This is a genomic window from Zemynaea arenosa (assembly GCF_004614185.1).
Taxonomy (GTDB): Bacteria; Pseudomonadota; Gammaproteobacteria; order Burkholderiales; family Burkholderiaceae_D; genus Telluria; species Telluria arenosa.
In genome coordinates this window covers 1-12,195 of record NZ_SPVF01000035.1, presented here as the reverse complement: position 1 = coordinate 12,195, position 12,195 = coordinate 1, and the positions used below count along the sequence as shown (strand labels likewise).

Annotated in this window: 11 protein-coding genes, 2 tRNA genes and 1 pseudogene; 7 read left to right on the top strand and 7 right to left on the bottom strand. The window is 67.6% G+C overall.

Going from position 1 to position 12,195, the window contains the following annotated elements:
• Window positions 1-278: 278 nt before the first annotated feature.
• On the bottom strand, window positions 279-1,112 hold the full coding sequence (locus E4L96_RS02300) for an alpha/beta hydrolase (RefSeq protein ID WP_135205620.1): 834 nt from the start codon (window positions 1,110-1,112) through the stop codon (window positions 279-281).
• On the bottom strand, window positions 1,109-1,297 hold the full coding sequence (locus E4L96_RS02295; protein WP_135205619.1) for a hypothetical protein: 189 nt from the start codon (window positions 1,295-1,297) through the stop codon (window positions 1,109-1,111). Before E4L96_RS02295 ends, E4L96_RS02300 begins: the two co-directional genes overlap by 4 nt.
• 135 nt (window positions 1,298-1,432) lie before the next feature.
• On the opposite strand from E4L96_RS02295, the gene E4L96_RS02290 reads away from it, so the two are divergent.
• Together E4L96_RS02290 and E4L96_RS02285 are read left to right on the top strand one after the other, a co-directional pair.
• The gene (locus E4L96_RS02290) at window positions 1,433-2,470 is read left to right on the top strand and encodes a LysR family transcriptional regulator (protein ID WP_135205618.1); all 1,038 of its coding nucleotides are present in this window, start codon (window positions 1,433-1,435) and stop codon (window positions 2,468-2,470) included.
• Between the two features lie 33 nt (window positions 2,471-2,503).
• The gene (locus E4L96_RS02285; RefSeq protein ID WP_135205617.1) at window positions 2,504-3,448 is read left to right on the top strand and encodes a D-2-hydroxyacid dehydrogenase; all 945 of its coding nucleotides are present in this window, start codon (window positions 2,504-2,506) and stop codon (window positions 3,446-3,448) included.
• A gap of 218 nt (window positions 3,449-3,666) precedes the next feature.
• On the opposite strand, the gene E4L96_RS02280 is transcribed toward E4L96_RS02285, so the two are convergent.
• The gene (locus E4L96_RS02280) at window positions 3,667-4,836 is read right to left on the bottom strand and encodes an alpha-hydroxy acid oxidase (protein ID WP_135205616.1); all 1,170 of its coding nucleotides are present in this window, start codon (window positions 4,834-4,836) and stop codon (window positions 3,667-3,669) included.
• Window positions 4,837-5,014: 178 nt separating this feature from the next.
• Here E4L96_RS02280 and E4L96_RS02275 point away from each other — a divergent pair.
• From E4L96_RS02275 to E4L96_RS02265, 3 genes are all read left to right on the top strand, one after another.
• A tRNA-Arg gene (locus E4L96_RS02275) sits at window positions 5,015-5,091 on the top strand.
• Window positions 5,092-5,133: 42 nt separating this feature from the next.
• Window positions 5,134-5,210 (top strand) — tRNA-Arg (locus E4L96_RS02270).
• A gap of 358 nt (window positions 5,211-5,568) precedes the next feature.
• Window positions 5,569-6,111, top strand: coding sequence for an FxDxF family PEP-CTERM protein (locus E4L96_RS02265; protein WP_181017571.1), 543 nt, complete (start codon window positions 5,569-5,571; stop codon window positions 6,109-6,111).
• A 153-nt stretch (window positions 6,112-6,264) separates the two neighbouring features.
• On the opposite strand, the gene E4L96_RS02260 is transcribed toward E4L96_RS02265, so the two are convergent.
• The 4 genes from E4L96_RS02260 to E4L96_RS02245 are packed head-to-tail and all read right to left on the bottom strand — an operon-like array spanning window position 6,265 to window position 11,006.
• A complete protein-coding gene (locus E4L96_RS02260; RefSeq protein WP_135205615.1) occupies window positions 6,265-8,160 on the bottom strand; it encodes a sensor histidine kinase, YfiR-like protein-associated in 1,896 nt (631 codons plus the stop codon).
• Window positions 8,160-8,762 carry a TOL_0243 family YfiR-like periplasmic protein gene (locus tag E4L96_RS02255; RefSeq protein ID WP_135205614.1) on the bottom strand — a complete coding sequence of 201 codons (603 nt, stop codon included), beginning with the start codon at window positions 8,760-8,762 and terminating at the stop codon, window positions 8,160-8,162. The genes E4L96_RS02260 and E4L96_RS02255 overlap by 1 nt, the downstream gene beginning before the upstream one ends.
• Window positions 8,763-8,764: 2 nt before the next feature.
• Window positions 8,765-10,669: a TOL_0244 family TonB-dependent receptor gene (locus E4L96_RS02250; protein WP_135205613.1), complete on the bottom strand. Its 1,905-nt coding sequence runs from the start codon at window positions 10,667-10,669 to the stop codon at window positions 8,765-8,767.
• A 34-nt stretch (window positions 10,670-10,703) separates the two neighbouring features.
• Window positions 10,704-11,006, bottom strand: coding sequence for a hypothetical protein (locus E4L96_RS02245; RefSeq protein WP_135205612.1), 303 nt, complete (start codon window positions 11,004-11,006; stop codon window positions 10,704-10,706).
• Between E4L96_RS02245 and E4L96_RS02240 the strand changes: the two genes are divergently transcribed.
• Window positions 11,005-11,898: an alpha/beta hydrolase gene (locus E4L96_RS02240; protein ID WP_135205611.1), complete on the top strand. Its 894-nt coding sequence runs from the start codon at window positions 11,005-11,007 to the stop codon at window positions 11,896-11,898. The genes E4L96_RS02245 and E4L96_RS02240 overlap by 2 nt on opposite strands.
• Window positions 11,899-11,970: 72 nt before the next feature.
• A pseudogene (locus E4L96_RS02235) lies at window positions 11,971-12,195 on the top strand (response regulator); the annotation flags it as partial.

Here is a 12,195-nt window from a genome sequence, read left to right as displayed (position 1 = left end):
CGGCGGCGGCGAGCCCCGCGGCCAGCAGCGCGCCGGTCAGCGGGCGCAGGCCCGCGCTCAGGCCGGAGTGCAGGCGGTCGGTGTTTTGGCGAGTGGTCTTCATGTTGTTCTCCCTTCTTGTGAAATGTCGAAGCTGGGCGCATTCTCGGACCTCAACTTAACTTGAGGTCAAGCGTCGGCGAAAAAGCGCCCCCTCCGCCGAAAAAACGGCGGCAAAACGTCTCTTGGCGCCTCTCGGGGAGGCGTCTTGGAATCAGGTGAAACGGAAACCTAGGCCGTCAGGAAGGGGTTGAAGTCCCGTCCAGGGCAGCGAGGAAAGCGCGGATTTCGCTCAGGGCCGCCGTGCGGCAGGCGCATTCCTCGCGGGCCGCGGGGTCCTGCAGCGGGGCCGGCGCCATGCGCCTGACCGTGGTGGCCACACCGCAGGAAGTCAGTTTTGCTCCATATTGTTCGGCCTCGTCGCGCAATGGATCGTCCTCGGCGGACAGGATCAGCGCGGGCGGCAGGTTCTTCAAACGGCTCGATTGCAGCGGCGACGCATACGGGTGCGCGCGGTCGGCCGCATTCGGCAGGTAGCCGCGGTAGCTGGCGGCGCAGGTGTCGGCCACACCGGCGTTGCAGGCCTTGGGCAGCTCGCGCATCGAGCAGGTCGACAGGCCCGGGTCCAGCATCGGCATGATCAGCACCTGCCCGGCCAGGGGCGGGGCGCCGCGGTCGCGCGCCATCAGGGCGCAGACGGCGGCCAGGTTGGCACCCGCTTCGATACCGGCGACGACCAGGCGCTGGCCAGTCCAGCCCAGCTTCGTCTTGTTCTTCTTGGCCCACAACAGCACCGCGTGGGCGTCTTCCACCGCGGCCGGGAAGGGGCGCACGGTGGCCCTGGTGTAGCTGGAGGCCAGCACCGCGTAACCGGTCGCGCAGCCGGCCAGGTGGCGCAGGAATTCGTCGGCGTCTTCCAGGTCGCCGTCCACGAAACCGCCGCCGTGGAAGAACACGATCAGCCCGTCCTTCTTCGGTCCCGGGTCCCCGCCCGTGTAGAGACGGGCGGGTAGCGGGTCCTGTTCACCGCGCACTTCCAGGGCGCGGATGGAGAGCTGGGGTTCAATCTTCATTTGGCCGCCACCTCGTCGCACGGTGCCGCTTTCAGGCCACCGAACATGCCGTGCGCCAGTTCGTCGAAGCCGACCGATTCGGCGTGCAGCACCTGCGTGTATTCGTCCGACCAGGCCACGCCGGTGGATGCGCCGAGCGCCAGCACCAGGGCTACTATCGAAATCAGACTGTCACGGGTACGCATCGCGGGCTCCTTTGCAAACTTCTTTTGATGACGTACGAGCATCTTAGCTTTGGACTACAATCTGATAAAGATGGCATTGGCGAATTGATTGTTCAGGAATTCGAACAATGTCATGCGGGCGTCATGAAGGAGCGTATGAATAAGCTGCAGGCCATGGAAGTGTTTGTGCAGGTGGTGGACGCCGGCGGCTTCACGCGCGCGGCGGAAGCGCTGCAGCTGCCCAAGGCCACCGTCTCCACGCTGGTGCAGTCGCTGGAGCAGGCGCTCCAGGTCAAGCTGCTGCACCGGACCACGCGCCACGTGAGCGTGACCGCCGACGGTGCGGCCTATTATGAGCGCTGCCTGCGCATCCTGAACGACGTGCGCGAGGCGGAGGAAGCGCTGTCGCGGCACAAGGCCAGTCCGAGCGGGCGGCTGCGGGTCGATACCACGGCGGGCGTGGCCAATCTGATCCTGATGCCGGCGCTGCCGGAGTTCTTCAAGCGCTATCCCGATATCCGGCTGGAGCTGGGGTGCAGCGACCGGCCGGTGGATCTCATCGAGGAAGGCGTGGACTGCGCGATTCGCGGGGGCGAGCTGTCCGATTCGTCGCTGATTGCGCGGCGGGTGGGCGTGCTGCACTTCCTGACCTGCGCGGCGCCTTCGTATCTGCAGCGTTTCGGGCGGCCCACGCATCCGCGCGACCTGGTCGAGCATCACCGCTGCGTGAACTATTTTTCGTCCAAGACCGGCAAGGTGTATGACTGGGACTTCCAGCGCGGGGACGAGGAGTTCGTGCTGTCGGTGCCGGGCAGCCTGGCGGTGAACGAGTCGACCTCGCACACCAACGCGGCGCTGGAGGGGCTGGGGATCGTGCAGATGTCGAGCTTTGTGGCGCAGCCGTACCTGGAATCGGGCGCGCTGGTGCCGCTGCTGGAGGATTGGGTGTCCAAGCCGCTGCCGGTGCACGTCGTGTATCCCCAGAACCGGCACCTGTCGGCCAAGGTGCGCGTGTTCGTGGAGTGGGTGGCGGATCTGTTTGCGCAGGCGCCGCTGCTGCAGATGCAGGCGGCGGGCGCAGGCACCAGTGCCCTCCCTTCGGCCGCCGCAGCGGCGCGGCCCGCCGCAGTCGTTCCAGCTGGCTCCGGCGGCCCTTCCGCAGCAACGGACGGCCTGCAACTGCAACGCGCCTAGCCAGTCCTGGCGGCGCTTTTTCACAGGATTTGCATGCACCACATCGTCTTTCTTGACCGCGACAGCCTGCTCGCGAACGTCCGCCCGCCCGCCTTTGAACATAGCTGGACCGATTACCCGTCCACCACCGCGGACCAGGTGGTGGAGCGGCTGCGCGGCGCCACTATCTGCGTCACCAACAAGGTACCGGTGCGGGACGAGCATATGGCACAGCTGCCGGACCTGAAGATGATCGCCGTCGCCGCCACGGGCACGGACAACGTGGACCTGGCCGCAGCCCGCGCGCGCGGCATCGTGGTCGCCAATATCCGCAACTATTCATTGGGCGCGGTGCCCGAGCATGCGTTCGCGCTGATGCTCGCCCTGCGCCGCAACCTGATCGCCTACCGCGCGGATGTGGAGGCCGGCAAGTGGCAGGCCTCGCCGCGCTTCTGTTTGCTGGACCACCCGATCCGCGACCTCTCCGGCAGCACGCTGGGCATCGTTGGCTACGGTGCGCTGGGCCAGGCCGTGGCGCGCATTGGCCGCGCCTTTGGCATGAAGATCATTGTGACCTCCCGCTCGCCGGTGAGCGATCCCGAGGTACGCCAGGTCCCGCTGGACGAACTGCTGCGCGAGTCGGACGTCGTCTCCCTGCATGCCCCGCTGACGGAGGCCACCCGTCACATGATCGGCGCGGCCGAACTGCAGGCCATGAAGCGCTCGGCGATCCTGATCAACACCGCCCGCGGCGGCCTCGTGGACGAACAGGCCCTCGCCGACGCCTTGCGTGCTGGCGTGATCGCCGCTGCCGGCTTCGATGTGCTGAGCAAGGAGCCCCCCGCCCCCGACAATCCCCTGCTGACGCTGCGCCTCCCCAACTTCCTCCTCACGCCCCACAACGCCTGGGGCAGCGCCCAGGCCATGCAGACCCTGGCCGACATGCTGGTCGATAACATCGACGCGTATGCCGCCGGCCACCCCACCAACGTTGTCTAACCCCAACCGGGGTCAGGCACCTGTGGATAACGTCGGGGTCAGACCCCTCCTCTAGGACCGGGGCCTGACCCCAATTTTGTTCAGTTGTGACATGGGCCCAGCAGCCATGCGGGTTCCTGCTCGCTGAGTTCGTTCGTGAAATGTGAAATTCGCGAGTTGTTCAAGAAGTGGGGTCAGGCCCCCTCAATGCGGGGCAGGCCTGACCCCGTTGGGGGGTATCAGGCGCCTTTCAGGTACCAGTCGGGCGCGCGCGGCGGGAGGATGATGGACCGGTCGATGGCGCGCACGTCGCGCAGGCCGCAGAAGGCCATGGTCAGATCGAGCTCGTTGCGGATGATCTCCAGGCAGCGCGTGACGCCCTGCTCGCCCATGGCCCCCAGCCCGTACAGGAACGGCCGCCCGATGTAGACGCCCTTGGCGCCCAGCGCCAGCGCGCGCACCACGTCCTGCCCGGAACGCACGCCGCCATCCATGTGCACCTCGATCCGGGACCCCACCGCATCGACGATCGGCGGCAGCGCGGAGATCGACGAGGGCGCGCCATCCAGCTGGCGGCCGCCGTGGTTGGAGACGATCAGCGCGTCGGCCCCGCTGTCCACGCAGCGCCGCGCGTCCTCCACTTCCATGATCCCTTTGATGATCAATTTGCCGCCCCAGCGCTTCTTGATCCACTCCACGTCGTCCCACGACAGCGAGGGATCGAACTGCTGCGAGGTCCACGCCGACAGCGAACTCAGATCTGACACGCTGGTCGCATGCCCGACGATATTCCCGAACTGGCGGCGCGGCGTCTGCAGCATGTTCCAGCACCAGCGCGGCTTGGTCATCAGGTTGAGCATGTTCTTGACGGTCAGCTTGGGCGGCGCGCTCATGCCGTTGACGATGTCCTTGTGGCGCTGCCCCAGTACCTGCAGGTCCAGCGTCAGCACCAGCGCCGAGCAGCGCGCGGCCTTGGCGCGCTCGATCAGCTTTTCGATGAACACGCGGTCCTTCATCACGTACAGCTGGAACCAGAACGGCGCGCTGGTGTGCGCGGCGATGTCCTCGATCGCGCAAATGCTCATGGTGGACAGGGTGAACGGCACCCCGAACTTTTCGGCCGCGCGCGCCGCGAGGATCTCCCCGTCCGCATGCTGCATGCCGGTCAGCCCGGTCGGTGCCAGGGCCACCGGCATAGCCACGTCCTGCCCGACCATAGTCGAGCGCGTGGTGCGGTTGTTCAGGTCGACTGCCACGCGCTGGCGGAACTTGATCTGCTGGAAGTCCTCTTCGTTGGCGCGGTAGGTGGACTCGGTCCACGAGCCGGCGTCGGCGTAGTCGTAGAACATGCGCGGCACGCGGCGCTCGGCCAGCACGCGCAGGTCCTCGATATTGGTGATCGGTCGCATTCCTGCTGTTCCCCTCCTTGTGGTCGAGCTAATCTACCAGAGGATGCCGCAGCGAATTCTCCCTGGGCGACAATTTCTTTACCCTCTGGACAAATCGGTCACCACCCCCTACAATGCTGTCTTCTTCGGGGAGACAGCCGGCAACGGTCCCGGAGAATTGGGTAAAACACTTGTCCTGGCGGCTGTAGCTCAGCTGGATAGAGTACTTGGCTACGAACCAAGGGGTCGTGGGTTCGATTCCTGCCAGCCGCACCAGTTCTTCTGGAAGTGGGATGAAGTGTTATATTACGTGTCTGCGCGGCTGTAGCTCAGCTGGATAGAGTACTTGGCTACGAACCAAGGGGTCGTGGGTTCGATTCCTGCCAGCCGCACCAGTTTCAAGGAAAGGCCCAGAGAGCAATCTCTGGGCCTTTTTTCTTGGCTGTGTCCGCCCATCTGTGGGCTCGTTGAGACGTCCTCTGCAGAGGACTTGCCCTTCCATTTTTGTCAGCCCAGTCCTACAGCCTTTACCCCGACGGGCTCGCTGTTACTGCTGAGATTTGGAACAGTGCGCGCTTTCCTCTAAGGCGCCCTTCCGCCGCTCCCGCCGCCCCAATTGCTTGCCCGCCAGCACGCCACGCACGCGAAGCTGGAACTCCGCCGTGTTCCGTAGTGCGTGCGCTAGGATGAAAGTCCCCCGAAGTTGATCAACCGGCGGCTCCCACCGCCCTTGCATAAACTGAGAGGTACCCTATGGCAAAGATGAAATCCCTGGTCGCCGCGCTCGCGCTGGCGGGTGCGTCCCTGGGCGCGCCAGCCTTCGCGGCCGACATCAGCGGCGCCCCGCAAGACATCGTTCTGACCGATAACGCCGGCTTCTTCGGCGCCGTGTTCAACATGAACAACGAGGGCAATACCTTCGAGGACATGTTCCGCTTTACCGCAGCCGCCGGCGATAGCGTGGCCGCGATCGTCGGTTCCCCCAGCCTGCAAGCTACTAGCGGCCTGGACATCACCGGCTTCGACGTCTATGCCGCCGATGGCGGTGGCGCCGGCAGCTTGGTGGCCAGCGGGATGTCGCTGTCCTCCGGCTCGTTCGACGTGTGGACGGTGAGCGCGGCCAACCTGGAGGGTGGCGACTACTGGCTGCTCGTCAGCGGGACCATGGTGGACAACAGCGGTGCCGCCCTGGGTGGCGCCATCACCCTGACCCCGGTGCCTGAACCGGCCGAGTACGCCATGCTGCTGGGTGGGCTGGGCGTATTGGGCTGGATGAGCCGGCGCCGCAAGCAGTAATTCCGAGGCCAACCAGGCACGCCGCACGTCTCGGCACAGCGGCAAGCGCGCAGTCCGGCGCTTGCCGTTTTTTTGCGGTGACCCGCGGGGTACGCGCGGCTCTCATGGGTGCGCGCCGGGCACGCCACCTGCACCCCGGCGCCTGCACGCCGTCTAGGTCCGCACTTTCTTGATCAGCGCGCGGTTGCTGAGGATTTCCTCGATCTGCTCGAAGCGCACCGGCTTGACCATGTGATGGTCGAACCCGGCCTCGAAGGCCAGCTGCCGGTCCTTCTCCTGGCCCCAGCCGGTGACGGCGATCAGGATGGTGGTGGCCCCGCAGGACAGCTTGCGGATCCCGCGCGCCAGGTCGTAGCCGGACATCCCCGGCAACCCGATGTCGAGGAAGGCGTAGTCCGGACAGAAGCGCGCCGCGGCCGTCAGCGCATTCGGCCCGTTGTGGGTGATGACCACGCTGTGCCCCATGGCCGACAGCAGCGCGCCGATACTGTTGACAAAGTCAACATTATCGTCGGCCAGCAGGATGCGGTAGGTCTCGGAGCTGATGAATTCGGCCGGCATGGTCTTGGCGGGCAGCTCCGGCTCGACCACGATCGGCAGCTTGACCACGAATTCGCTGCCCTGTCCCACGCCCGGGCTGTGGGCTTCAATGGTCCCGCCATGCAGCTCCACCAGCCGCTTGGCCAGCGACAGGCCCACGCCCAGGCCGGCGTTGGTGCGCTCCAGCGAGGAGTCGACCTGCACGAACATCTCGAACACCTGGTCCAGCATGTCCTGTTCGAGACCGATCCCGTTGTCCGCCACGGACAGGGTCAGCACCTTGTCGTCCACGTGCGCGGACAGCTTCACGCGCCCGCCCCGGTTGGTGTACTTGGCGGCGTTGTTCAGCAGGTTGGACAGGATCTGCGCCAGCCGCGTCGCATCGCCATTCAGGAACACCGGCCGGTCCGGCAGGTCCAGCAGCAGCTCGTGGCCGTGCAGCTCGATGTAGGGCCGCACCACTTCCAGCGCGTCGTTGACCACGGCCTTGAGCTCCACGCGCCCGGTCTTGATGGCGAACTTGCCGGTATTGATGCGCGAGACGTCCAGCAGGTCATCGACCAGCCGCACCATCTGGCGCAGCTGGCGCTCCATGATGTCGGTGGCGCGCCGGGTGGCCTCGGCGTCGCCGCTGCGGATGCGCAGGATGTCCAGCCCGGTGCGGATCGGCGCCAGCGGATTGCGCAGCTCGTGCGCCAGGGTGGCCAGGAATTCGTCCTTGCGCTTGTCCGCCTGCAGCAGGGCCGATTCGGCGCGCTGGCGCACCTGCATCTCGTGCTCCAGGGTGAGGTTGGCTTCCTGCAGCGCGTGCGAGCGGCGGCCGATCTCGGCCAGCATGTCGTTGAAGGCATCGACCAGCACCCCGATCTCGCCCGTGTTATTGCCCGGCACGCGCAGGGTGAAGTCGCGCCGCTGCATCACCTGGCGCGCGACGTTGGTCACAGCCTCGATCGGGCGCGTGATCGCCTTCTGCAGGCGCGAGGCGACCAGCGCCGCCGCCACCAGCGACACCAGCATCACCAGTCCCAGGATGGCGCCATAGGACACCAGCCGGTCCACCAGTCCGTAGCGCGAGCGCAGATACACGGTGCCGACCTTCTCGCCGTTGTCGACCACGTCGTGGAACACCACCAGCTCGCCGCCTTCGATGCGGTAGCCGGCGGCCTCCGGGCGCGCCGGGAAGGCGGGCGGGCCGTCCGGCCGGTGCACATAGGTGGCGAAGCGCGCCCCATTGGCAGCATAGATGGCGCCCGCCAGGATCTGCGGACGCACCCGCAGCACGGCCAGGCTTTGCTGGGCGGTCTTGGCGTCGTTGAAGGTCAGCGCCGGCGCGGTCACGCTGGCGATGATGTCGGCCTGGGTGGTCAGGTCGTCCACCCAGTAGCGCTGGAAGGTGCGCAGGTCGTAGAACAGCATGGCCGCGGACGCCGTCAGCAGCGCGACCAGCGTGGTCGCCACCGCCATCAGTATCAGTTTGCTTCGGACCGTGCCCGGATCGCGCCACAGCATCAATTGACTCCCTTGCGTACCTGATGCGCCACCGTCAGCAGGCGCGAGCTCAGCTTGACATTCCAGCGGTCAGCCGCGTCGAGCGACACGTCGAACCGGACCCGCTCGTCGATGATATTGAAATTGATCACACTCCCCTGCGGCAGGCCGTCGGGCGCTTCGCTGACCACCAGCATCGGCTGCTGGGGTGCGGCGCGCAGCCAGCGGCCCACCCGTGCGCCATCGGTGCCGGCCAGGAACAGCAGGTGCACACCGACCGCCGCCTCGGGCTCTCTGAGCGATCGTACGGCGATCGGGCGCCCATTCACTGTGCGCCCGGCCACAATCCGGGTCAGTTCGCCAGCCATCTCGTCCGATCCGGCGACGCCGATCACGACCGGGGCCGTGCCGTCGGCGAAGGCCGTCGCCGGAAATTCGGCATAGCCGAGGAACTTGTACAGGAAGGCCGCCTTGACGCTGCGCTCCAGCGCCGCCGCCGAGGTGGCCGGGGACTGGGCCTGGCCGGCCTGCGGCACCCAGGCCGCGGCGGCCGCGCAGGCGAACAGCAGCAGGCCGGCCAGGTGGCGCCAGCGGGTCCGGGACGGAGTGGGGAAACGTGCCATGGTCAGAAACGGTACAGCACGTTGAGCAGAAGCTGGCGCGCGGCCAGTGCGCGGGTCGTGTCGGCGCCGAACTCCGCATGCTCGGCATGCAGCAGGTTGCGGCCGGTGACGGACAGCTCCAACCCCGGCCGCACGGTCCAGCCCAGCCGGGCGTTGAGCTCGCTGTAGGCGGGCACGGCCGGGCGCGGCAGGCTGCCGACGTGGCGGAAGAACAGGTCCAGCGTCAGCGCGTTGCTGACGTCCCACAGCGAGCGCAGGGTCCAGTAGTGGCTGGGGTCGTTGGTCGCCAGGCTGCCTCCGGCCGAGGCATCCCGGCTGCCAGGCTTGAGCGAGGTGGCGATCCGCTGCACCACGGCGGACGCGGTGACGCGCCACTGCGGCACCGGATTCCAGCGGGCCCAGGCTTCCAGCCCGCGCGTGCGCCCCTCGCCCAGGTTCTGGAACACGGCGCCGCGATCGGGCTGCGGTTCCAGCGTGCGCAGGTCGTCGTAGCGGGCGGCGAAGGCCGTGGCGGACAGGGCAATCGCCGGGCCCAGCTGGCCGCGGTAGCCGAGTTCGGCCACGTGCGCGGTCTCGGAGCGGAACGCGGGACCGCCCTCCACCAGCCAGGGGCGCTCCGGCGCTTGGCCGGGCGTGGGCACGTACAGGTCGCGGTCGATACGCGAGGGCGAGCGGATCGCGCGGGTGGCGGCGGCCCACAGCAGGTCGTCCGGGTTGAGCTGCCAGGCCAGGCGCAGGCTGGGCAGCCATTCCAGGCCGTCGTAATTGGTCTGCTCGCCCTTCAACCCGGCGGTCAGGCGCCAGTCCGGGGCGAGCGCGAGCTCGTCCTGCACGAACAGGTTGGCCCAGCGCAGCGGCGCCTCGGCCGGCAGGAAGCGCAGGCCGGTGCCGTTGGTGACACGGTCGCGCGCGTAGCGGTAGCCGCCGCCCCAGGCCAGGGTGTGGCGCGCGCTGGGGCGCCAGTCGTGCTGGAATTCGAGGTCCACCGTGTCCAGCTTTTCATAGGCGGCGCCGGGCTGGTCGCGCTCGACGTGGTCGAGCCACGCCTGCAGGCGCAGGCCAGAGCCGTCGGCCAGCTTGCGCGTCATGCGCGCGTTCAGGTTGGCGCCGGAGATGGCGATGTCGCCGAGGCCGTACCCGAGGGCCCCGGTGTAGGCATCGCCGGCCAGCATCCAGGCCGCTCCAGCCGCCTCGAGGTCGGCGCGGAAACCCGCCTGGCGGCGCTGCCAGCCATTCGGTGCGAGGCGGCCTTGAGCACCGGCCAAATCGTCGCGCGCGCCGTACTTGGCATACAGGCGCCAGGCGCCCGTCTCGCCCAGCCTGGCGCCGTAGCGGGCCAGCGCGCCGCGCTCGCCGTCCCCGGCCGTCAGCGCGCCCAGCCCGCCCAAGGTCTCGGCCGCCGGCTTGGTGATGATGTTGATGACGCCGTTGACGGCGTTCGCGCCCCAGATGGTGGCGCCCGGGCCGCTGATCACCTCGATCCGCTCGATGTCTTCCAGCGGCAGGTCCTGGGCATCCCAGAACACGCCGGAGAACAGCGGCGAGTAGATGCTGCGCCCGTCCACCAGCACCAGCAGCTTGTTTTCCAGCAGCGAGGAGAAGCCGCGGGACGTGATTGCGTAGCTGCGCGCATCGGCCTGGGCCACCTGCAGGTTGGGCGCCAGCCGCAGCGCCTCGGCCAGCGTGGTGGCGCCCGAGCGGCGGATCTGGGCGGCGGTGATGCGGTAAATGGACGCGGGGGCGCTGGCCAGCCGCGTGTCCTGGCGCGACACGGACGACACCACGATCTCGGACAGCTGCTCCAGCGAAAAGTCCGCCAGCGGCTTCTGGGTCTGGGCGTGCCCCGTCCCGGCCGCCAGGCTCAGGAACAGGCAGGCCAGCACCGCCGGCAGTGTCTTTTTACGCATAGTTGCTATCGTAGAACATTTTCACTGCGAGGCACTAGGCCAACTTGTATCGTGCGCGTCTTGGCCGGCCTCCAAAACCGGCGGCGCAGGCCACATAGAAAAAGTTGATATCTGTCATCACAACAATCAATTGGCAATCTTTTTTGCGTTGCAGCATGATGCTTCCTGTCTCCTCTATTCTCCTCCGCGAGATAGATTCAGCCCGTCGGCCCGTCCGCGGGCTTTTTTTTTGCGCCGCCGCCAGCGCCGCGAACTGTTGCGAAATCGCTACGCCAGCGCCCGCCGCGTGCGGTCGCGCACATACCGCAGAGCCGTCATGCCCCAAGATGGGAAGCATGGACAGCTCCCGCAAAATTCCTACCGTCGCCGGCATGGCCGGGTTCGCCAGCGTACTATGGCTGGGCCTGACGGCCGCCGTCGCCGCGACCCAGCGCCGCCTGCTGTTCAATCCAGTCACCGAAAAGGAAGTGTTCCGTCCGCGCAGCAGCGGTCACCGTACCCGGCCGGTGGTCCTGCGCGGCCACGACGGCACCCGCCTCGGGGGCTGGCTGCTGACCCCGCACGCCGTCGGTCCCTACCCGGCCGTGCTGTACTTCGGCGGCCGCTCGGAGGAGGTGTCCTGGGTGGTGCGCGATGCCGGCACGCTGTTCCCCGGCATGGCCTTGCTGGCCGTGAACTACCGCGGCTACGGCGACTCGCTGGGTGACCCGGCCGAGCACGACATCGTGCATGACGGCCGCATGCTGTTCGACTGGCTGGCCGAGCACGGCAGCGTGGACCCGTCCCGCATCGCGGTGGTCGGCCGCAGCCTGGGCTCCGGGGTGGCGGTGCAGGTGGCGCGCGACCGGCCCGCCAGCGCGGTGGTGCTGATCACCCCCTACGACTCCATCGTCGCCATCGCCAAGCGCCGCTTCCGCGCGGTGCCGGTCGACTACGTGCTGCGCCACCGCTTCGAGTCGATCAAGTATGCGCCGGAGCTGAAGGTGCCGACCTACGTGCTGCGCGCCGAGAGCGACGACATCATCCCCCACGCGCACACCGACCTGCTGGTGGCCAAGCTGACCGCCCTGCATGGGGACGACATCATTCCCGGCTCCGACCACCTGAACATCCCCTACCTGGCCACCACCCAGGAGCGCATCGCGCACTTTCTGTCCGGCCACTTCTCCCCGCCCCTCACATCGCAGCCGCCAGCCGAGGCCATCCCCCTGCCGGCCCCGGCACAATAAACGCGGCGCCCGGCCCGTTTGGTGTAGGATGTCCCGCGTCCGCAACCGTTTCGATCCGTCTCCGCACCACTCATGACCCAGCCAGGCAGCCTGTCCACTCCCGTATCGCACTACGACTGGTCCGCCAGCATGCTGGGCGCGCCCGCCGGCTGGCCGTTCCCGCTGCGCCTGGCGGCGGACCTGGTGCTGGGCGCTCCGGTCCCGGCCCTGCTGGTGTGGGGTTCGGACCGCGTGGTGATCCTGAACGCCGCCTATGAAACCCTGGCCGCCTCGCGCTCGGCGCGCGCCCCCGGTGGC